At 51.6% G+C, this 20,556-nt stretch carries 18 protein-coding genes; 8 read left to right on the top strand and 10 right to left on the bottom strand.

Going from position 1 to position 20,556, the window contains the following annotated elements:
* The first annotated feature begins 53 nt into the window (after positions 1–53).
* Positions 54–1,127, top strand: coding sequence for a catabolic alanine racemase DadX (gene dadX / locus ACZRKO_RS07005; RefSeq protein ID WP_463736496.1), 1,074 nt, complete (start codon positions 54–56; stop codon positions 1,125–1,127).
* Between the two features lie 8 nt (positions 1,128–1,135).
* Here the strand turns inward: dadX and ACZRKO_RS07000 are convergent, their stop codons facing one another.
* Both ACZRKO_RS07000 and nadE read right to left on the bottom strand, forming a co-directional pair.
* Positions 1,136–2,329, bottom strand: a complete 1,194-nt coding sequence (locus ACZRKO_RS07000; RefSeq protein WP_463736495.1) for a multidrug effflux MFS transporter — start codon at positions 2,327–2,329, stop codon at positions 1,136–1,138.
* Between the two features lie 146 nt (positions 2,330–2,475).
* The gene (nadE, locus tag ACZRKO_RS06995) at positions 2,476–3,306 is read right to left on the bottom strand and encodes an ammonia-dependent NAD(+) synthetase (protein WP_463736494.1); all 831 of its coding nucleotides are present in this window, start codon (positions 3,304–3,306) and stop codon (positions 2,476–2,478) included.
* Positions 3,307–3,771: 465 nt separating this feature from the next.
* Between nadE and ACZRKO_RS06990 the strand changes: the two genes are divergently transcribed.
* Complete coding sequence (locus ACZRKO_RS06990) at positions 3,772–4,536, top strand: DUF481 domain-containing protein (protein ID WP_463736493.1); 765 nt, start codon at positions 3,772–3,774, stop codon at positions 4,534–4,536.
* A 122-nt stretch (positions 4,537–4,658) separates the two neighbouring features.
* Here the strand turns inward: ACZRKO_RS06990 and ACZRKO_RS06985 are convergent, their stop codons facing one another.
* Positions 4,659–5,933, bottom strand: coding sequence for a YeaH/YhbH family protein (locus ACZRKO_RS06985; protein WP_463737497.1), 1,275 nt, complete (start codon positions 5,931–5,933; stop codon positions 4,659–4,661).
* 34 nt (positions 5,934–5,967) lie between these two features.
* Positions 5,968–7,902, bottom strand: coding sequence for a protein kinase YeaG (gene yeaG / locus ACZRKO_RS06980; RefSeq protein WP_463736492.1), 1,935 nt, complete (start codon positions 7,900–7,902; stop codon positions 5,968–5,970).
* 489 nt (positions 7,903–8,391) lie between these two features.
* Here yeaG and ACZRKO_RS06975 point away from each other — a divergent pair, with 489 nt between their 5' ends.
* Positions 8,392–9,141 (top strand): MipA/OmpV family protein, encoded by a 750-nt coding sequence (locus ACZRKO_RS06975; protein ID WP_463736491.1) that lies wholly within the window; start codon positions 8,392–8,394, stop codon positions 9,139–9,141.
* Between the two features lie 89 nt (positions 9,142–9,230).
* Here ACZRKO_RS06975 and ACZRKO_RS06970 read toward each other — a convergent pair whose 3' ends face one another.
* Positions 9,231–10,097 (bottom strand): D-hexose-6-phosphate mutarotase, encoded by an 867-nt coding sequence (locus ACZRKO_RS06970; protein ID WP_463736490.1) that lies wholly within the window; start codon positions 10,095–10,097, stop codon positions 9,231–9,233.
* A 139-nt stretch (positions 10,098–10,236) separates the two neighbouring features.
* Positions 10,237–11,235 carry a glyceraldehyde-3-phosphate dehydrogenase gene (gapA, locus tag ACZRKO_RS06965; RefSeq protein ID WP_463736489.1) on the bottom strand — a complete coding sequence of 333 codons (999 nt, stop codon included), beginning with the start codon at positions 11,233–11,235 and terminating at the stop codon, positions 10,237–10,239.
* Between the two features lie 347 nt (positions 11,236–11,582).
* Between gapA and msrB the strand changes: the two genes are divergently transcribed.
* Both msrB and ACZRKO_RS06955 read left to right on the top strand, forming a co-directional pair.
* On the top strand, positions 11,583–11,996 hold the full coding sequence (gene msrB, locus ACZRKO_RS06960) for a peptide-methionine (R)-S-oxide reductase MsrB (RefSeq protein WP_463736488.1): 414 nt from the start codon (positions 11,583–11,585) through the stop codon (positions 11,994–11,996).
* Between the two features lie 90 nt (positions 11,997–12,086).
* Positions 12,087–12,359 carry a YeaC family protein gene (locus ACZRKO_RS06955; RefSeq protein WP_463736487.1) on the top strand — a complete coding sequence of 91 codons (273 nt, stop codon included), beginning with the start codon at positions 12,087–12,089 and terminating at the stop codon, positions 12,357–12,359.
* Positions 12,360–12,435: 76 nt separating this feature from the next.
* Here the strand turns inward: ACZRKO_RS06955 and pncA are convergent, their stop codons facing one another.
* From pncA to sppA, 3 genes are all read right to left on the bottom strand, one after another.
* The gene (gene pncA / locus ACZRKO_RS06950; RefSeq protein WP_463736486.1) at positions 12,436–13,062 is read right to left on the bottom strand and encodes a bifunctional nicotinamidase/pyrazinamidase; all 627 of its coding nucleotides are present in this window, start codon (positions 13,060–13,062) and stop codon (positions 12,436–12,438) included.
* Positions 13,063–13,072: 10 nt separating this feature from the next.
* Positions 13,073–14,083, bottom strand: coding sequence for an asparaginase (gene ansA / locus ACZRKO_RS06945; RefSeq protein ID WP_463736485.1), 1,011 nt, complete (start codon positions 14,081–14,083; stop codon positions 13,073–13,075).
* A 139-nt stretch (positions 14,084–14,222) separates the two neighbouring features.
* A complete protein-coding gene (sppA, locus tag ACZRKO_RS06940; RefSeq protein ID WP_463736484.1) occupies positions 14,223–16,076 on the bottom strand; it encodes a signal peptide peptidase SppA in 1,854 nt (617 codons plus the stop codon).
* 213 nt (positions 16,077–16,289) lie between these two features.
* Between sppA and ACZRKO_RS06935 the strand changes: the two genes are divergently transcribed.
* The 3 genes from ACZRKO_RS06935 (at position 16,290) to ACZRKO_RS06925 (ending at position 19,345) form a co-directional block, all read left to right on the top strand.
* Positions 16,290–16,841 carry an NAD(P)H nitroreductase gene (locus ACZRKO_RS06935; RefSeq protein WP_463736483.1) on the top strand — a complete coding sequence of 184 codons (552 nt, stop codon included), beginning with the start codon at positions 16,290–16,292 and terminating at the stop codon, positions 16,839–16,841.
* Between the two features lie 238 nt (positions 16,842–17,079).
* Positions 17,080–19,047 (top strand): DNA topoisomerase III, encoded by a 1,968-nt coding sequence (locus ACZRKO_RS06930; RefSeq protein WP_463736482.1) that lies wholly within the window; start codon positions 17,080–17,082, stop codon positions 19,045–19,047.
* Complete coding sequence (locus ACZRKO_RS06925) at positions 19,037–19,345, top strand: DUF1496 domain-containing protein (protein WP_463736481.1); 309 nt, start codon at positions 19,037–19,039, stop codon at positions 19,343–19,345. The genes ACZRKO_RS06930 and ACZRKO_RS06925 overlap by 11 nt, the downstream gene beginning before the upstream one ends.
* A gap of 71 nt (positions 19,346–19,416) precedes the next feature.
* Here ACZRKO_RS06925 and add read toward each other — a convergent pair whose 3' ends face one another.
* Entirely contained in the window at positions 19,417–20,415 is a 999-nt protein-coding gene (add, locus tag ACZRKO_RS06920; protein ID WP_463736480.1) for an adenosine deaminase, read from the bottom strand.
* Positions 20,416–20,556 lie beyond the last annotated feature (141 nt).

Genomic DNA, 20,556 nt, shown 5'->3' with positions numbered 1-20,556 from the left:
TTCGTTGTCTCACCTCTGGCATTTTATGTGCCTGAGGTGCTATCGGAGTCACTATGCCTCGCCCGATTTCCGCTACGTTGTCACTTTCTGCATTATCACAAAATCTTCAGGTTATCCGGGGTTTTGCGCCGCACAGCAAGATATGGTCGGTAGTGAAAGCCAACGCCTACGGCCACGGTCTCAGCCGTATCTGGAAAAGTCTTTCCGCTACGGATGGCTTTGCTTTGCTGGATTTTAACGAAGCCATTTTGCTGCGTGAATCCGGCTGGCGGGGGCCGATCCTGCTGCTGGAAGGGTTCTTCAGCCCGCAAGATCTGACGTTGATCGACCAGTATTGCCTGACCACAACAGTTCACAGCGACTGGCAAATTGAAGCACTAAAAAATGCCACACTCAACCAGCCGGTGAATGTTTACCTGAAAATTAACAGCGGTATGAACCGGTTTGGTTTCCCTCCAGCACGTATTGCGTCGGTATGGCAGACGTTGAAAGCCCTGCCGCAGGTTGATGAGATCACCCTGATGAGCCATTTTGCTCACGCTGATGGCCCGGAAGGCGTTGACGGTCAGATGCAGCAGATTCTGGCTGCCGGGGAAAGCATTGCCGGACCGCGATCGCTGGCCAATTCGGCGGCGACGTTGTGGTATCCGCACACCCATGCTGACTGGGTTCGTCCCGGCATTATTTTATACGGTGCTTCTCCCAGCGGGAAATGGCGGGATATCGCCGACAGCGGCCTGAAGCCGGTAATGACGTTACGCAGTGAGATTATCGCTTGCCAGACGCTACTGGCCGGTGACCGTGTCGGTTACAGTGGCCGGTATCGCGCTGCACAGGCGCACCGTATTGGTGTCGTGGCCTGCGGTTATGCGGACGGCTATCCACGTCATGCGTCGACGGGGACGCCGGTCTGGATTGATGGCGTGCGTACTGTGACAGTGGGGACGATTGCTATGGATGTCATGATGGTCGACCTGACACCTTGCCCACAGGCTGATATCGGTTCGGTCGTCGAGCTTTGGGGGGAGAATCTGCCGGTCGATGATGTGGCGACGGCAGCCGGTACGCTGGGCTACGAGCTGCTGACCGCGCTCGCGCCCCGTGTACCTGTCACAGTGATAGAGTAAGGATAGAATTAACCGAGGCGGGTCAGGCGGCCCGCTGACGCCTTACTGGCCCGTCTTGCAAGCAGGGCCAGCACGCCACCTGCCAGCATCACCAGCGCCAGACTTAGCTTCGGTGGTAATGGCAGGGCCATCGCAATAAAACCGAACAGCGCGCCGCCCGTCATCTGTACCGAACCGACTAATGCTGATGCCACGCCTGCTTCATTGGAGAAGGGCTCCAGCGCGTAGCTGGTGGCCGGTCCAATCAGGAATGCCAGGCCGGCACAGGCGCTGGCAACCGGCATCATATACAACCATGTCGCGTGCTGCGCTTCGGGTGCCACCATCGTTAAACCGGCTATCAGACCCGCACACCCCATGAACATCAATACGCCGCCGGTTGCCAGACAAAGCGGTCTGCCCACTTTCTGAATTATGCGGTTGGCAATAAAGCTGACTGCCATAATCCAGAAGCCGTTGGCACCAAACACCAGCGAGAATTCAAAGGGTGTCAGACCGGCCTGGCTCATCAGTACCGTCGGTGCCAGTGAGACATAGGTCAGCGCCATCCCCATCGCGCCCGCATTGACGGCGGCAAAGGTAATGAAACGCTTATTGAGCAAAATTCGTGCATATTGCTTAAACGGCAGTGCGCCGCCTGATTGCGTGTCCGCCGGGCGGGTTTCCGGCAGCTTAAACAGGATCAGGATAAGCACCGCGATAGCGTAACCGAACAGTGCCCAGAAAGGGGCGCGCCAGCCGTAATACTGTGCGATCAGTCCGCCAATCAGCGGAGCCAGTGCCGGGATAATATTCAGCGTACCGTTAAGGAATCCGTAGGCACGCGCCGCATCGTTACCGCTCATGCGGTCACGGACGCCGCTGAAAATCACCACTGACGTACAGCAGACGGCAAGCCCCTGAATCACGCGTGAGAGCATAAACATAAAGGGTGTTAAGGAGGTGGCGGCAACGGCCGCGCCAATCAGGTAGACCAGCACGCCGATGATAGCCATCGGGCGGCGTCCGAAGCGATCAACCAGCGGACCGGCGATCAACTGACCTAATCCCATAACCAGAATGAACAGTGAAATGGAGGACTGAATCACCTCGTCGGAACTGTTTAATCCCTGGGCGATAGCGGGAATGGCAGGGAGATAAAGATCGATCCCTAATGGTCCCAGCAGGACAAGGCTCAGCAGCAGGAAAAGGAATTTTTGCATAGAAAACATCACAGTCCGTGTTCGAAGGGAGGCTAAGGGTAATGATTTCATCCCTGGATGGAAAGCGGTTGTTAAAAGTTGGAGATAAAATTATTAAAAAAGGGCACCAGCGTGGTGCCCATGACGTTTAGTGGTTTGGCGTGAGGTTATTTTTTCTTCCAGAAATCGTCAAACACTGTGACCGGCGGCTGACGCTTATGCTCGGTGCGGGTGTACCAGCCTTCAATGGTGGCGGCAGATTTGTCATCAATTTTTTTGCCTTCGAGGTAATCATCAATCAGCTCGTAGGTGACGCCAAGAGCGACTTCATCTGGTAGTGAAGGGCGGTCCTCTTCCAAATCTGCCGTCGGTGCTTTGGTGTATAAATGTGCCGGGCAGCCGAGGTAACGCAGAAGGGCTTTACCCTGACGTTTGTTCAGACGAAATAACGGATTGATATCAGTACCGCCGTCGCCGTATTTGGTGAAGAACCCAGTTACTGCTTCTGCTGCGTGGTCCGTGCCGACCACAACGCCTTTCTTTATACCCGCGATGCTGTACTGGGCTTTCATGCGCTCACGTGCTTTTTCATTACCCTTGATAAAGTCGCTTAATTCTACCCCAATCTCACGCAACGTGGCTTCACTGGCCAGCACCGCGCCTTTGATATTCACAGTAAGAACCTGATCAGGTTTGATAAACTCGATGGCGTCCACGCAGTCGGATTCGTCAGCCTGTACACCGTAAGGTAAACGCACGGCAATGAACTGGTAGCTGCTGTCCGAAGTTTCCGCACGTAATTCACTAATTGCTGTTTGGCAAAGTTTACCGGTGAGAGTAGAATCCTGCCCGCCGCTGATGCCCAGTACCAGTGATTTGATAAAGGGGTGGGCCAGCAGGTAATTTTTTAGAAAATCGACGCTAACGCGAACTTCCTGTGCAGCATCGATGTGAGGTTTAACGTGCAGAGCCTGAATAATCTCTTGTTGTAAAGCCATGACCACTCCTCCTGAAGGCAACCTGCGAGGACCTCGCGGTGCAATAAGATGTTATCAACTGGTCTAAAGCTAACTCGCTGCGCCGAAAAGGACAAGAAGGCGCTGAGGGTTCGGCCGAAATCTGCACAGTGAAAGCGGCGAAATAAGCCTGTCAGGCTGTATCCGGGCTGATGCTAAAGAACGGGTAAGGGCAGTGTAAGGATTGCGGTTGTTTTCTTTTCAGAAAATAACTGTCACTCGGAACAGTCTAAAAAGTCCCGTTTTAAAAGGATATTGGCCTCAAGGTGCTGTATATTTGTTCGAGTTTTTATTGTTGGAATGAGTCCGTGTGTCATCGAAGGGAGTTGCCAGGCTTGATTAAGGGAACTTAATAAAGGGCAGAGTTATTTCGATGAGTGCTATTAATTTGAGTAAAGCGCTAACGTCAGTGCGTGTTATTTGCCTTAAGTCCATTGGGGAAGCAAAATGTTTTTTCAGGTTGTACGTCGTTTACCCGCTTACGCCGTAGTGTGCGGTGCAGCGTTATTCAGTATCTCAAGCCTTGCAGACACCACCATTTTTACCGCACTGGACGATCCGTCCACGGCTAAAAAGCCTTTCGAAGGCAACATTCAGGCGGGTTACACGGCGCAAACCGGTAACACCAGTAACTCATCTCTGAGTGCAGACACCACCATGACCTGGTTCAACACCAATACTGCTAACAGTATCTGGGGTTCAGCCCGTAATACATCGTCATCAGGTGTGCGTTCTTCTGAGAAGTATCAGGCCGGTGCCCGTAGCCGTTACAACCTCGATGACAGTAACTACATCTTTGGTCAGGGAAGCTGGCTGAGCGATCGTTACAATGGTTACCGCGCGCGTGATGTCGGGACAATAGGTTATGGTCGCCAGATCTGGAGCGGTCCGGTACATACGCTGAATCTGGAAGCGGGTCCGGGTGTTCGTCACGATGAGTTTGAGCAGGGCGGAAACAAGACACGTGCTCTGGCTTATGGCTCAGGCGTTTATGGCTATAAAATCAGTGATACGGCTCAGTTCACTCAAGCCTTCTCTGTATTAGCGAATGATGAAACCACTTACAACTCAGAAACTGCGTTGAAAGTGGCGATCAACAGTCATTTCTCGCTGAAACTGGCTTATGACGTGACCTATAACACCCAGCCGCCAGCCAGCGCGCCGGATAAAACCGATACAGTGACCTCGATTAACTTGGTTTACGGAATGTAATTTCATTCCCTGTGCGGTTTGCGCAATATGAAGTGAAAAAAAAGCCAGCTGATAACCAGCTGGCTTTTTGTTTTAAAGATCGGAATATTTTTTTAAACTCAAACCTGCACTAAAAATAAGGTTTAATTCTCGACCGTCTGCTTATGGAATAATTCACGAAATACCGGGTAAATATCTTCCGGTTCGCGGATATGTTGCATGGCAAAATTGCCGAACTTCTCCTGCAAGACTTCATACTCGCGCCATAACGTCTGGTGAGCACGGCGGGTTATTTCGATGTAACTGTAATAACGCACCATCGGCAGCAGTTTCTGCGCAAGAACCTGGTGACACAACGGCGAATCATCAGCCCAGTTATCGCCATCGGATGCCTGCGCGGCATAAATATTCCATACTGCCGGGTCATAGCGCTCCTGAATCACTTCATCCATCAGTTTAAGCGCGCTCGACACAATGGTGCCGCCGGTTTCCTGCGAGTAGAAGAACTCCTGTTCATCCACTTCTTTAGCCTGCGTATGGTGACGGATGTAGACCACGTCCACGTTCTTATAGGTTCTGCTCAGGAACAGATAGAGCAAAATATAGAAACGCTTGGCCATATCTTTGGTTGCCTGATCCATGGAGCCAGAGACGTCCATCAGACAGAACATCACCGCCTGGCTGGAAGGCTCTGGGCGACGTTCATAATTTTTGTAGCGTAAATCGAAGGTGTCGATAAACGGCGTTTTGGCGATTTTTTGCCGCAACTCGGCAATCTCTTTGCGCAGCCGTTCCTCTTCCAACAGTTGCGCAGGCTCACTGTTCTCCACATCACTTAGTGTGGATTCCAGTGCGCGCAACTCCCGTTTTTTCCCTGCGGTCATCGCGGTGCGGCGGGCAAGGGAGTTTTGCAGTGAGCGGACAACACTAATATTCGCCGGTACACCGTTGGAGGTATACCCGGAACGGTGGGTTTTATATTCGGTCAGCTGCCGGTACTGGTTTTTTTGCAGATTAGGCAGCGCCAGATCTTCGAAAAGCAGATCAAGGTATTCGTCTTTGGAAATCTGGAATGAGAACTCATCCTGACCTTCACCATCTTTACTGGCGTCGCCCTGACCGCTACCGCCGCCACCTCCACCTGGCGGACGCTCGATACGGTCATTCTGCACGAAGTGATCATTACCCGGATGAACGCGGTGACGTAAGCCACCGCGACCCTGATGGAACATAGGCTCGTTGATATCTTCAATGGGGATCGAGACGGACTCCCCACTGTCCACGTCGGTAACCGAACGCTTGTTAATGGCCTCGGCAATCGACTGTTTGATTTGCGACTTATAGCGGCGCAAAAAGCGCTGGCGGTTAACCGCGCTTTTATTCTTGCCATTCAGCCGACGGTCAATAAAGTACGTCATATTTCCCCCAAACGACGTTGCCATCGATCCTCTGTTATGAGGATTTTCTTACGCGCAGATACCATTCACACAGCAGACGAACCTGTTTGCGTGTATATCCTTTCTCCATCATTCTGTCGACAAAGTCATCGTGTTTCTTCTGCTCATCGGTCGACGTTTTGGCGTTAAACGAGATAACTGGCAGTAATTCCTCGGTATTTGAGAACATTTTTTTCTCAATCACCGTGCGCAGTTTCTCGTAACTGGTCCAGTTCGGATTGCGGCCGCTGTTTTGCGCACGGGCACGTAACACGAAGTTCACGATCTCGTTGCGGAAGTCTTTCGGATTGCTGATCCCGGCCGGTTTCTCGATTTTTTCCAGCTCGGCATTCAGCGCTTCACGGTCAAACAACTGGCCGGTGTCTGGGTCACGGTATTCCTGATCCTGTATCCAGAAATCAGCGTACGTAACATAACGGTCGAAAATGTTTTGTCCGTATTCTGAATAGGATTCCAGATAGGCGGTCTGAATCTCTTTGCCAATAAATTCAGCATATTTCGGGATCAGATAACCTTTCAGGTGTTCGAGGTATTTTTCCGCGATGTCCTGCGGGAACTGCTCGCGCTCAATCTGCTGTTCCAGCACATAGAACAGATGAACCGGGTTAGCCGCCACTTCGGCGTGGTCGAAGTTGAATACCCGCGACAGAATTTTGAAGGCAAAACGTGTCGACAGGCCATTCATCCCTTCATCCACCCCTGCGTAGTCGCGATATTCCTGATACGACTTGGCTTTAGGGTCAGTGTCTTTCAGGCTTTCGCCGTCATACACCCGCATTTTGGAATAGCTACTGGAGTTTTCCGGGACTTTCAGTCGGGACAGAATAGAGAAACGCGCCAGCGTTTCAAGTGTTCCCGGCGCACAAGGGGCATGTACCAGTTCACTATTGCTGAGCAGTTTGTCGTAGATTTTCATCTCTTCCGACACCCGTAAGCAGTAAGGCACTTTGACGATATAAACGCGGTCGAGGAAGGCTTCATTATTCTTATTATTACGGAACGTCACCCACTCAGATTCGTTGGAGTGCGCCAGAATAATACCGTTAAACGGCAGGGCAGAGATCCCCTCGGTACCGTTGTAGTTACCTTCCTGCGTTGCTGTCAGCAACGGATGGAGGACTTTGATCGGTGCTTTGAACATCTCGACGAATTCCATCACCCCTTGGTTGGCTCGGCACAGCGCACCGGAATAACCGTAAGCATCGGGATCGTTTTGCGCGTGGTTCTCCAGTTTACGGATATCCACTTTACCCACCAGCGCAGAGATATCCTGATTGTTCTCATCGCCGGGTTCAGTTTTCGCGATAGCGATTTGTTCAAGGATCGACGGCCAGACTTTGATGACTTTGAATTTGGTGATATCCCCGCCGAATTCGTGCAGACGTTTGGCGGCCCACGGCGACATGATGGTGCCAAGATAGCGGGTAGGGATGTTGTACTCTTTTTCAAGAATAGTGGCATCTTCCTGTGGGTTGAACAGGCAAAGCGGGTGATCGTTCACCGGACTGCGGTCACCATTAGCACTCAGCACGTAGATAGGAACACGTTGCATCAGGGCTTTCAGGCGTTCAGCCAGGGAGGATTTACCACCGCCCACCGGGCCCAGTAAATAGAGGATTTGTTTCTTTTCTTCCAGTCCCTGCGCGGCGTGTTTCAAGTAGGAAACTATCTGTTCGATAGCATCTTCCATACCGTAAAACTCTTCAAACGCAGGATAACGGGCGACAACCCGGTTAGAGAATAAACGCGACAGGCGTGGTTCAAGCGCGGTATCTACCATCACTGGTTCACCGATTGCCATTAGCAGACGTTCTGCAGCGTTTACGTACGCACTGCGATCCTGCTTAGCAATGGTAAGGAATTCCTGAAGTGTGAACTCTTCGTCCTTGGCAGCCTCATAGCGCTGGCGATAGTGGTCAAATATGTTCATACGATGCCCGTCCTTCGTTATTAGCACAGGTAAATGAGAGCGTTAGGAATCTATCTGCTCCCGGAGGAAAGCTCCCCATCTCAGTACAGCAACCCTTATGCCAACTTGCAGAAACCCATTTTTTGGACTGGCAGAACGCAAATAGAATGGTCTGCCTGATATCCGCGGGTAGGGAAGCGCCTCAGGTGGAGTCTTTCATCTATTAATAAGCGTAGTTTGGCATTACAAAAATTTCCTCTACCGTCCTCCCATTTTTTAAGACATATCAATGACTCACTTAAGGGAATTCTACTTTGAAGCCTTGCAGGACGTGGGCTGGGCGGGTGATGAAATTCTTTTAGTCATTTTTATTTCATACTTTGCATATAAATTATGCGATCGTCTTGGTTTTCTTGGGCAAAATATAAAAGTACAACTGTAAATGCTAAGCGAAGTCATTAAGCTTCGCTTACACTATTGGCGGTTTTTACTCTAAGGAATTTATTAACAATGAAAGCTTCGCATTTCAGAACTCTGTCCATCGCGGCGACTGCCATCATGTTCAGCCACGCGGCCTCAGCTGGTACCTGGGCGCTGGGCGCATCTGCATTAGTTGATACCAGTCCGTACAAAGGCTATAACACCAAAGTCTATCCTGTACCGATTATCAGCTATGAAGGCGATGATTTTTATTTTCATACTCTGACCGCCGGTTACTACCTGTGGAAGGATGACAAAAACAAATTCAGTTTGACGGCAACTTACGTTCCGCTTGGGTTTAATACCGATGATACCGATGATTCTCAACTGAAGCGTCTCGACAAACGTCGTGGAACTCTGTTGGGCGGTCTGGCGTATTCGCATAATGAAGCGTGGGGGACAATCCGCACAACCTTCAACGGTGATGTTCTAAATAATAGTAATGGTTTAGTCGCTGATGCGGCGTACCTGTATGCATTCCATCAGGATAATTGGGCATTAATCCCAGGTGTGGGTGTGTCATGGAGCAGCAGCAACCAGAACAAATATTACTATGGTGTGAGCAGCAATGAGTCACGTCGCAGTGGTTTGAATACCTACTCGCCAGACGATAGCTTCAGTCCGTATCTAGAGCTGTCTGCCAAGTATGACTTTAACAGTCAGTGGCAAGGCTTCTTCACCGGTCGTTATATTCGTTTAGCAAGTGAAGTAAAAGACAGTCCGATGGTCGATAAATCCTACACAGGTGTTCTGTGGACAGGTGTGACTTACAGCTTCTAATACACCAGTGCGTTAATATGGTGCGTTTATTGTAATAAAATGGGGCATTACGCCCCATTTGTACATCTGTGGTGCAGTGCCCCTGGTTATTAACGCTGACTGATGGTCACACCCAGTTTAGCGGGCGTTGATGCCGTGCTTTTTTGCGGTGCGCTGACAGCCGCTGTCTCAACACAAACCATGGTTTTGTAGCTGTCATCAGCCATATCTTTCATGCTGACAGAGAGCTCAGCGCCCGGATTCCATGCAACTACGTCGCTGTTATGGTGATGCTGAATAACCAGTGTACGGTTCAGTGCGCTATCCACGATCAGGCTGGTCGCTTCTGCCTGGGTGAAAATGCGGTCAGTCTGACCACTGAAGGTCAAATCACCGTTTTGTTGCGCTGTTTTCCCGCCGTCAACTTTATCAATGAAGCTTTTGCCCAGACCGGACACTTTCACTTTATCAATGTCGCCAATATTGAAGTAGGCGTGCAGGGCGCTGGTGGTTTCAAAATCACCCGTCGATTCCAGCTCAATATGACACTCTTTACCCAGACGGAAACGTGCCGTCAGTGTGAAGTCGTGCGGCCATAATTCGCGGGTTTCTGCACTTTCTTTCAGGGTTAACACCAGCTCTACACCGTTTTCATCTTCATGGTGAGAAGTCAGTTTCCATGGCAAATTACGGGCAAAACCATGCGATGGTTTTCCGGCCGGACCAAACCACGGCCAGCAGATTGGCACACCACCACGAATGGCAACGCCTGTCTTGTATGCAGACTCGCTGCTCATCCAGAGTACGGGCTCTTCGCCAGCAGGCTGATAAGCCAGAAGATGCGCGCCCTGAAGCGTGATCGCTGCGCGGACTTTTGGGTGGGTAATAACCAGAACGGGTAATTCATCAATCTGACGCTGACTGATAACCGGTGTGATCTGTTTTAAGACGGGAAGGGTAAAGAGTTTTGCGGTCATGAGGTGGGTCCTGTGATTTTATTAGAAATCCAGACCAGTGATGAACGGCTGCTTCACTGACTTATTGGTGCTTACTGTGGAGCAGAAAGCAAAAGGGCGACTTAGCGTCGCCCTTCAATCAGTTCATCACATCGGCCAATTATTTGGAGACGTGTGAAATCAGGTCCAGAACTTTGTTTGAGTAGCCAGTTTCGTTATCGTACCAGGCAACCAGTTTCACAAAGTTGTCGTTCAGCGCGATACCCGCTTTAGCATCGAACACAGAAGTCAGTTTTTCACCGTTGAAATCGGTAGAAACAACGTCGTCTTCGGTGTAGCCCAGAACGCCTTTCAGTTCGCCTTCAGAAGCTGCTTTTTTAATTACTGCGCAGATTTCTTTGTAAGACGCGCCTTTTTCCAGACGTGCAGTCAGGTCAACTACAGATACGTTTGGAGTAGGAACACGGAACGCCATACCTGTCAGTTTACCGTTCAGAGCAGGAATGACTTTACCTACTGCTTTAGCTGCACCGGTAGAAGAAGGGATGATGTTCTGAGACGCGCCGCGGCCGCCGCGCCAGTCTTTATGAGACGGGCCATCAACAGTTTTCTGAGTCGCAGTCGTTGCGTGAACTGTGGTCATCAGGGCTTCAACGATACCGAAGTTGTCGTTGATAACTTTAGCCAGTGGTGCCAGGCAGTTAGTGGTGCAAGATGCGTTAGAAACGATTTCCTGACCTTTATATTCTTTATGGTTTACGCCCATAACGAACATAGGGGTGTCATCTTTAGATGGACCAGTCAGAACAACTTTCTTAGCGCCAGCTGTAATGTGTTTACGTGCAGTCGCATCGTCCAGGAACAGACCTGTTGCTTCAGCAACAACGTCAACGTTAACTTCGTTCCATTTCAGGTTAGCTGGATCACGCTCAGCAGTAACACGGATGGTTTTGCCATTAACAACCAGATGACCGTCTTTAACTTCAACGGTGCCGTTGAAACGGCCATGCGTTGAGTCGTACTTCAGCATGTATGCCATGTATTCAGCGTCTAACAGATCGTTGATTGCTACGATCTCGATGTCAGAACGTTCTTGAGCAGCACGGAAAACAATGCGGCCGATACGGCCAAAACCGTTGATACCTACTTTGATAGTCATATATTCCACCAGCTATTTTTTAGTGAATAAAAGGTTGGTTGTAAAATTACAAAAACCTTGCTGAGCGTCAAGCGGAATCGTGTCAATTCTTGCTGTAAGTCAAAGCTCAGACTCACTTTTGCGCGGATATTGCACATTCCGTTTTTTAATCGGCTATTAAGTACATGGGGATGAATAGCCGAATATAAAGTGCATGAAGAATAAATATGTGATCGCCGTCACACGGCACTTTCACTTAACGCCGATGGCATACAGTTTAAGCCAAAACAGGCAGACTCGTTGTTAATTTTTTGTTATTATTAACTGTTATTTTAGTTGATTTTCCTATCTGGCAGAGAATGATAACCATGGCCAATGACTCTAAAGAACCCATTTCTTCAGTACAACTGACTGAAATTCAAAAGTATGTTACTCAAGAGCGCGGTACCGAACGTCCGTACAGCGGAAAACTCCTCCACAATACGCGCGATGGTATCTACCACTGCCTAGTGTGTAACTCACCGCTGTTTTACTCCGACACCAAGTTTGATTCCGGGTGTGGCTGGCCAAGTTTTTACCAACCGGTCGAACACGACGCAATAAAGTATCTGACTGATAACACTCATAATATGGAAAGAGTGGAGATTCGCTGTTCAAATTGCGACGCTCACCTTGGTCACGTTTTTCCTGATGGCCCGGAGCCAACGGGTGACCGTTATTGTGTGAATTCCGCATCGATGAGTTTTATCGATGGTGAGAACGGTGATAAGACCGCAGGGTGATTTACAGTAAACTGTAATTTAAACGACAAAATCGATTCAGCCATTATTCAACATGTGATGAATAATCAGCCGATATGAAGAGAGCTGTTGATGGAAATTAATGAGTTGGTGGGTGTCATGACCCCGGAGATTTATCAGCGACTGGCGCAGGCGGTTGAACTGGGTAAATGGCCCGATGGTGTGGCTCTGACACCAGAGCAAAAAGATAACAGCTTACAGATGGTGATGTTGTATCAGGCCCGCCACAATACGGATGCGCAGCATATGAGCATCGGGACTGACGGGCAAATCGTCACGAAAAGTAAGCAGGAACTGAAACAGCAGTTTGCTCAGGAAGCGTTAATCCGTATCAAACCTGAGTAACCGTACGTAAAAACAGCAATGAAAAGGGCGCACATTAGTGGCGCTCTTGTTATTTCTTATCAGTGGTGGCAGTTGTTTAACCCAGTTCAGACAGGGTGATTATTTTTGCGCCTGCCTGCTGCATCTGCCCGATAGCCGTTTGGCTGTCATGCGGATGCAGATTCACGCCGCGACACCCCTCTTCGAGCAGTGCCACCTGATATCCCAGTTCCAGAGCATCAAGTACGGTGAATTTCACACAGTAATCCGTGGCCAGCCCCATGACGACCAGACGGTCAATCTGCTGGCCACGCAACTTCTCATGCAAGGTCGTTGCAGCACGGTGATCGTTATCGAAGAATGCGCTATAGCTGTCAATATTGCTGTTCTGGCCTTTACGCACCACATAATCGACAGCCTGACTGTTCAGTTGCGGATGAAACGCCGCGCCGGTCTGCTCCTGAACGCAATGCACCGGCCACCAGACCTGCGGCAGACCGTCGAGGTGACCGGCTGTCCAGGGCTCTGCGCACGCATTCACCGCAAAACTGCCATGATTATGTGGATGCCAGTCCTGAGAAGCCACTACAGTCATTCCCCGCGCCTGAAAGCGGGCTATAGCCTGATTCGCGACGGCGATCACCGCATCACCATCCTGTACTGCCAGCGAGCCACCGTGACAGAAATCATTTTGCAGATCGACCAGCAATAATGCGCTTTTCATCAGGCTTCCCTTATTCGGTCAGTTCACCGCGCAGATCTTGCTGCATCAGTGTGCGTATTTCATCCGAAGACAACGGTTGACTGAGCAGATAATGCAGCTTGGTCAGCGCGGCTTCTACGGTCATATCGAAACCACTGATCACCCCGGCATGCGCCAGTGCGTTACCAGTAGCATACCCCCCCATATTCACGCGGCCAGAAATACACTGCGTCAGGTTGACTACCACGATGCCACGTTCGGAAGCGTCTTTGAGCACCTTCAGCAGATCGCCTTTTTGCGGGGCATTGCCCACGCCATAAGAGCGCAGAATCAGTGCCTTTACAGGCTGCATGAGAAAGTTTTGTACGACTTCAGCAGAAATGCCGGGATAGATGGTCACGACGCCAATCGGCTGAGGTGTGATGTCATGCACTTTCAGCGGCCCGGCCACGACCGGCAGCGACGGTGTAGACAACCGGCGGATATGGATCCCGGCCTCCAGCAGAGGAGCAAGGTTTGGTGAAGCGAAGGCATCGAAGCCGTCGGCATGGGCTTTTGTCGAGCGGTTACCGCGATACAGACGGTTGTTAAAAAACAGGGTAACTTCATTGACCGGATGATTGGCAGCGATATACAGGGCGTTAAGCAGGTTGATTTGTCCGTCGGAACGCAGTGCTTCAAGTGGGATTTGTGACCCTGTCACAATGACCGGCTTACCAAGATTCTCCAGCATGAAAGAGAGTGCTGAAGACGTGAATGCCATGGTGTCAGTACCGTGCAGAATGACAAAGCCATCGTACTGGTCGTAATGCGCCAGAATATCATCGGCGATGTGCTGCCAGTCTTCCGGCGTCATGTCGGAAGAGTCCATCAGCGGCGCATATTCCTGAATGGTGAACTCAGGCATCTCGGGGCGGTGGAATTCCGGCATTAAAGCCAGCTGGCGCTGTAAGTGCCCTGAAACAGGAATATAGCCGTTCTCAGAGCGCTGCATACCGATGGTGCCGCCGGTATAAGCGACGTAGATAGATTTTTTGGTCATTAACAGGATTCTTTGGGTTGAAAAGACACGTGCATGATGAGCTGAAGTATAAAGGCATCTGCGCCTGCGTCTCAAAATAAAAAAGCCCGGGGAATCATTTCTAATGAATCACCGGGCTTAACAGATTACCGACTAACAGTTATTTCACATCACCGCAGGTCAGGCACAGGGCATAACGGTTTTGCGGATCGTTCATGTTATTGAACAGGTCAGCCTGGGATTTAAGCTCCAGCGCCATTTTGCTGACCGGGGCAGGCAGGTAAGCCTGAACCGCCGCAGGTAGCATCGCATGTGCTGAAGCGCTGACTTGTGAGAACACCATATCGGTCAGGCTTGGCTCGCTGACGTACCAGTTCAGTTGCCATTTTGACACTTTCGCCAGTTCCGCGGCTTTCTTCACGGCGTCATCGAAATCACCAAGCTGATCGACCAGGCCGTTGTTTTTGGCATCGCTGCCTATCCATACGTGGCCCTGAGCAATTTCATCAATCTGTTCTGGTGTCTTATTACGTGCCTTAGCCACCAGACCGATGAAGTTTTTATAACCGTTCTCGATGTTCATCTGCATCATCTGCGAGAACTCCGGCGGCAGCGCTTTGGTTGACGCAATATCTGCCAGCGGCGAGGTAGCTACGCCATCGGTATGCACCCCAAAATTATCCAGCGTGTTCTGGTAGGTATTGATCACGCCAAAGATACCGATAGAACCGGTCAGTGTGCTCGGGCTGGCGATAATGTAGTTCGCCGGCGTCGAGATCCAATACCCGCCAGAAGCCGCCATGCCGCCCATTGAAACGACAACAGGTTTACCGGCAGCGCGTGCGGCGACCAGTTCAGAACGGATCACTTCAGAGGCGCTGACGCTGCCGCCAGGGCTGTTGACACGCAAGATAATGGCTTTGATTTTCGGATCCAGACGGGCATCACGAATTTGCTGGGCCGTGGTATCACCACCGACTGCACCCGGCTGTTCTTCACCGTCATTGATCGCGCCATTGGCGAAGATCACCGCGATCTGTGGATCGTTGTTGTCTGGCTTAGGTTTCGGCGAATAGTCATAAATACTGGTGAAGTTAAAGTCTTTGGATTTCTTGTTCCAGCCAAAGGCTTTCACCATCTCGCTTTCTGCTTCAGGGCGTGAAGCCAGCGCGTCCACCAGTTTGCTGTCCAGCGCGTACTGCGCCATATCACCACCGGTTTTCTGCATACCCGCCAGCACACCAGCAGCACCCGGGAACAGTTGCTCAGGCGTGATCTGACGGTTAGCGGACACCGTATTGAGATAGTTACCCCACAGTCCGCCAATCCAGCGGCTGTCAGCATCGCGGGCAGCAGGGGACATATCATCACGAATCAACGGCTCAACGGCGGATTTGTACGTCCCGACGCGGAAGATATTGGTGGTGACTTTCAGCTTTTCGAGCAACGACTTGTAATAAAGATTATTGGTCGCGAAGCCGTGCAGATCGACCGCACCCTGAGGCGACAGGTAAATTTTATTAGCATAACTTGCGAGATAATATTGTGACTGATCGTAGCTGTCATTGATGGCATAAATGGGCTTGCCGGAATCACGGAACTCTCGCAGCGCTTTACCGATGTACTGCAACGACGTCTGGTCGGTGCCGGTAAAGTCGGTCAGCTGTAACACCATGCCGGTGATATTTTTGTCATCTTTGGCCTGACGGATGGTATCGACCAGATCAAACAGGGAGTTTTCTTGCAAGCGGTTACTGGAGGTGCCCAGCAGCTCGCGGCCCCATTGGCGCACTTTATTATTGACGGACGGTTTGTCCACGACCGTACCGCTAAGGTCAACCAGCAGCGCACCTTGGGTGGTGTCAGCCGGTTTGTCCTGAAATGAAAAATAGATGCCGACACCGACCAGAATGATCAGGATCAGGAATACGTTGAGAATAAACTCTCTGACGAAATTAAGAAGACGCCAGGTCCACTTAAAAAAACCGGCGATAATTCGCCACAATGTGCGCATGGTCTCTCCAACAAGACGGGAAAAGTATCGCTATCCTAATGACCCGCCGGGAAAATGTCAGCTTTAAATCATGTCAGAATTTACCAATCGCACTGCGTTGCAGCGTTATACCGCCGTAACCGCGTCAGCACCTGCGGTTGGTAAAACGCGGCACGCCTATGTTAACGTAAAGTAAATGCCTATCATTATCAGATGTTCTTTAAGGAGAGTTTTATGGATGCTCTGGACTTATTACTGAACCGCCGTTCGGCTTCCCGTCTGGCAGAACCCGCGCCGTCTGGCGAAGTGCTGCAAAATATCATCAACGCCGGTATGCGGGCACCTGATCACGGTGCTCTCCAGCCATGGCGATTTGTGATCGCTGAAAATGACGGTCTGGTGCGTTTCAGCGAATTACTGCGGGCTGCGGCCATCAAAGATGGCGCGGATGAGAAGGCTATCGAGAAAGCCACACAGGCACCGCTGCGCGCGCCACAAATCATCACGATTATTGCCGCCTGCAAAGAGAGCCCGAAAGTGCCACAGTGGGAACAGCTGCTGTCCGCCGGTTGTGCGGTGCAGGCCATGCAAATGGCTGCGCTGGCACAGGGCTTTAACGGTATCTGGCGCACCGGTGCGTGGACCGATCACGCCACTGTACGTCAGGCTTTCAAATGTGGTCCGAATGATAAAATTGTCGGTTTCCTCTATCTCGGCACGCCGCAGCTGAAATCCAGCACCCAGATTATTCCCGCCGACAGCAGCGCTTTCGTTAGCTATTTCTAGGCCGGTTAACGTCCAGAAATTCACCGGTTTAACGGGAATAAATCCGATAAACCGGTTATTCGTCGACTTTGTGAGCGGCCATGCGGCTCCTGACACCTTCCTGACTTACCAATTACCTCGCCAGCAGCTAACATAGTCCTACCTGCAACCAGACGATGCTGCGAACAAAGGAAGGGATAATGATCATTAAGGCAATGAAAAAGGTGCGGCCGCGCCTGTCAGCGAAGGGTGCCACCTGATGCGTTTGTTTATTGCCGAAAAACCCAGCCTTGCCCGCGCTATCGCCGATGTGCTGCCAAAACCGCATCGCCGCGGAGACGGTTTTATTGCCTGCGGCAACGATCAGGTCGTCACCTGGTGCGTCGGCCACTTACTGGAACAGGCCCAGCCTGACGCCTATGACAGCCGCTATGCGCGCTGGACGCTCAATGATCTCCCCATTATTCCCGAAAAATGGCAGCTTCAGCCGCGTTCTTCCGTCGCCAAGCAACTCAACGTGATCAAAAAGCTGCTGCTGGAAGCCAGTCAGGTGGTACATGCCGGTGACCCGGATCGCGAAGGACAACTGCTGGTAGATGAGGTGCTGGATTATCTCGAACTCACGCCGGAAAAACGTCACGCCACGCAGCGCTGCTTGATTAACGATCTCAACCCGCAGGCCGTTGAGCGGGCGATTGATCGCCTGCGTGATAACCGTGACTTTATTCCGCTGTGCGTGTCGGCGCTGGCGCGCTCCCGCGCCGACTGGCTGTATGGCATCAACATGACTCGCGCCTATACCATTCTCGGGCGCAATGCAGGATACAACGGCGTGCTGTCGGTTGGCCGCGTTCAGACGCCGGTGCTGGGTCTGGTGGTGCGCCGCGATGAAGATATTGAAAATTTCATCGCGAAAGATTATTTCGAAGTGAAAGCGCACATCGTGACGCCTGCCGACGAGCGTTTCATCGCGCTATGGCAGCCGAGCGACTCCTGTGAACCCTATCAGGATGAAGAGGGGCGCTTACTCCATCGTCCGCTGGCCGACCACGTGGTAGCGCGCATCGCCGGGCAGCCCGCGCTGGTCACAGGCTATAATGACAAGCGTGAAAATGACACCGCACCGCTGCCATTTTCCCTCTCAGCTTTACAGATTGAAGGCTCGAAAGCCTTCGGCCTCAGTGCCCAGCAAATACTGGATATCTGCCAGCGTTTGTACGAAACGCACAAATTGATTACGTATCCGCGCTCTGACAGCCGATATCTCCCTGACGAGCATTTCGCCGGGCGTCACGCCGTGTTCAATGCAATCAGCATTCATCAGCCGGATTTACTGCCGCAACCGACCGTCGACACTGACCGGCGCAACCGCTGCTGGGACGACAAAAAGGTCGATGCCCACCACGCTATCATTCCGACAGCGCGCAGCAGCAAAGTAAATCTGACCGACGATGAGCAAAAAATTTATAACCTGGTGGCACGCCAGTACCTGATGCAGTTCTGCCCGGATGCGGTGTTCCGCAAATGCGTGATTGATTTGGATATTGCCGGGGGCAAATTTATCGCCAAGGCACGTTTTCTGGCGGAAGCCGGATGGCGCACTATGCTCGGCAGTAAAGAGCGGGACGAAGAGAATGAAGGTACGCCGCTGCCGGTGGTGGCCAAAGGTGACGAACTGTTGTGCGAAAGAGGTGAAGTGGTTGAGCGTCAGACTCAGCCGCCGCGACCCTTTACCGATGCCACCTTGCTATCAGCGATGACCGGTATCGCGCGTTTCGTGCAGGATAAGGAGCTGAAAAAAATCCTGCGAGCTACCGATGGTCTCGGTACCGAAGCGACCCGAGCCGGGATCATTGAATTACTGTTCCGCCGTGAATTTTTGTACAAAAAAGGGCGCTATATTCACTCCAGCGATACCGGGCGAGCTTTGATTCATTCGCTGCCAGATATCGCGGGCAGGCCAGACATGACCGCTGACTGGGAGTCGAGCCTTACCCGTATCAGCGAGAAAAACTGTCGCTATCAGGATTTCATGCAACCTCTGGTCGCGACCTTACAGAACCTGATTGTCCAGGCTAAAAACAACCGCGTTTCGTCAGCATTTCGCACCATTCCGTCTAAACCGGCGGGGGCTGGCAAAGCGGCTACCGGCGCGAAAAGCGCCAAAAGTGCACCCAAACGCCGCAAGGCAACGCCCAAAGGGAAGGAAGCGACACATGATGAATAAATTGATAATGACAATGCTGGTCAGTTCCTCCCTGCTGGCTGCCCCGGCGATGGCAAACCGCGCCGGGCTGAGCGGAAACAGTACGGACGTCGTGGTGCCGTTGCCGCCACAAATCTGGGATAACAGCGGTGCGAATAATCAGAACAGCGCGCCGACCTGCCACCGTTGCTGTATTTACAACAATAAAAGTTACAGCGAAGGGTCGGTAGTGACCGCAGACAGCGTGGTTTTACAATGCGTGCGTGACCCGCAGGTGGTGGGAACAAACGATTTGAAATGGCAACAGCTGAAAAAATAGCAGGCACACTTTCTACCTGCTGAAAACGTTGTATATCAGGGGCGCAGCATTCGCTGCGCCCTTTGACTGAATTACCCTTTCACTTTAGCGCGGATCGCGTCTTTCTCAGCATGACTCAAAAACGCCATCGTCAGGCCGTTTTCCTGCGCCTGACGGATCTCTGCGGTGGTCAGCCCGGCTGCCGGTGCCGCAACGCGATACTCGTGCTCAATTTCGATACCCTGAACCGCCGGGTCATCGGTGTTGATAGAGGCCAGCACGCCGTGACGCAGGAACACTGCCAGCGGGTGATTCTCCAGTGAGGAGACGGTGCTGGTCTGGATGTTTGAGGTCAGACAGGATTCCACGCCAATCTGGTGTTTCGCCAGGAAATCCATCAGTTCGGTATCTTCCGCGGCTTTTACGCCGTGGCCGATTCGCTCTGCACCCAGTTCACGGATAGCCTGCCAGATACTTTCCGGTCCAGCCGCTTCACCGGCATGCACGGTAATGCGCCAGCCTGCGTCACGTGCTTTATTGAAATGGTTGAGGAACAGACTGCCCGGGAAACCGAGTTCATCACCCGCCAGATCAAGGGCGGTGATGCCGTCGCGATGCGCCAGCAGACCGTCCAGCTCCTGTAAACAGGCGGCCTCGCCGAAAGTACGGCTCAGGATACCAATCAGGCGCACATCGATATTATGGGTTTTCTGACCCAAACGAATACCTTCAATCACCGCTTCCACTACGCCTGCCACCGGCAGCTTGTGGGTCATCGCCATGTAATAAGGCGAGAAGCGCAGTTCGGTGTAGTGCAGACCGGCTCTGGCCGCATCTTCCACGTTCTCCTGTGCGACACGGCGGCAGGCATCCAAATCGCCCAGCACTTTGACGCCCCAGTCGAGTTTTTGCAGGAAGCTCACCAGATCCGGTGCGGTTTCCATCACCTGTACGTGCGGGCGCAGGGCTTCAATTTCACTGGCAGGCAGGGCGAGATTAAACTGGCGGCCTAAGTCGAGAATAGTCTGAGCGCGGATGTTGCCATCAAGGTGGCGATGAATGTCAGTCAGAGGAAGGCGAGAATCAATCATGGGGTGCACTCATTATCGTTAGAAAAGTGCGGGGCATTATAACGGTTGGAAGAGATTTGGGGAAATTGTGTTGCGCAACAAATGCGTAAAAATAAAGCGATTGAGTTTTATTTTGCGCAAGAAGAGGGGCGCGATACGGGC

Source organism: Ewingella sp. C233 (assembly GCF_055407225.1).
This window is presented reverse-complemented; position numbering and strand designations above follow the sequence as displayed.

Bases quoted from the DNA above. Each gene is read 5' to 3' on its own strand.
- dadX (WP_463736496.1), top strand. From the start codon at position 54: ATGCCTCGCCCGATTTCCGCTACGTTGTCACTTTCTGCATTATCACAA.
- ACZRKO_RS07000 (WP_463736495.1), bottom strand. From the start codon at position 2,329: ATGCAAAAATTCCTTTTCCTGCTGCTGAGCCTTGTCCTGCTGGGACCA.
- nadE (WP_463736494.1), bottom strand. From the start codon at position 3,306: ATGGCTTTACAACAAGAGATTATTCAGGCTCTGCACGTTAAACCTCAC.
- ACZRKO_RS06990 (WP_463736493.1), top strand. From the start codon at position 3,772: ATGTTTTTTCAGGTTGTACGTCGTTTACCCGCTTACGCCGTAGTGTGC.
- ACZRKO_RS06985 (WP_463737497.1), bottom strand. From the start codon at position 5,933: ATGACGTACTTTATTGACCGTCGGCTGAATGGCAAGAATAAAAGCGCG.
- yeaG (WP_463736492.1), bottom strand. From the start codon at position 7,902: ATGAACATATTTGACCACTATCGCCAGCGCTATGAGGCTGCCAAGGAC.
- ACZRKO_RS06975 (WP_463736491.1), top strand. From the start codon at position 8,392: ATGAAAGCTTCGCATTTCAGAACTCTGTCCATCGCGGCGACTGCCATC.
- ACZRKO_RS06970 (WP_463736490.1), bottom strand. From the start codon at position 10,097: ATGACCGCAAAACTCTTTACCCTTCCCGTCTTAAAACAGATCACACCG.
- gapA (WP_463736489.1), bottom strand. From the start codon at position 11,235: ATGACTATCAAAGTAGGTATCAACGGTTTTGGCCGTATCGGCCGCATT.
- msrB (WP_463736488.1), top strand. From the start codon at position 11,583: ATGGCCAATGACTCTAAAGAACCCATTTCTTCAGTACAACTGACTGAA.
- ACZRKO_RS06955 (WP_463736487.1), top strand. From the start codon at position 12,087: ATGGAAATTAATGAGTTGGTGGGTGTCATGACCCCGGAGATTTATCAG.
- pncA (WP_463736486.1), bottom strand. From the start codon at position 13,062: ATGAAAAGCGCATTATTGCTGGTCGATCTGCAAAATGATTTCTGTCAC.
- ansA (WP_463736485.1), bottom strand. From the start codon at position 14,083: ATGACCAAAAAATCTATCTACGTCGCTTATACCGGCGGCACCATCGGT.
- sppA (WP_463736484.1), bottom strand. From the start codon at position 16,076: ATGCGCACATTGTGGCGAATTATCGCCGGTTTTTTTAAGTGGACCTGG.
- ACZRKO_RS06935 (WP_463736483.1), top strand. From the start codon at position 16,290: ATGGATGCTCTGGACTTATTACTGAACCGCCGTTCGGCTTCCCGTCTG.
- ACZRKO_RS06930 (WP_463736482.1), top strand. From the start codon at position 17,080: ATGCGTTTGTTTATTGCCGAAAAACCCAGCCTTGCCCGCGCTATCGCC.
- ACZRKO_RS06925 (WP_463736481.1), top strand. From the start codon at position 19,037: ATGATGAATAAATTGATAATGACAATGCTGGTCAGTTCCTCCCTGCTG.
- add (WP_463736480.1), bottom strand. From the start codon at position 20,415: ATGATTGATTCTCGCCTTCCTCTGACTGACATTCATCGCCACCTTGAT.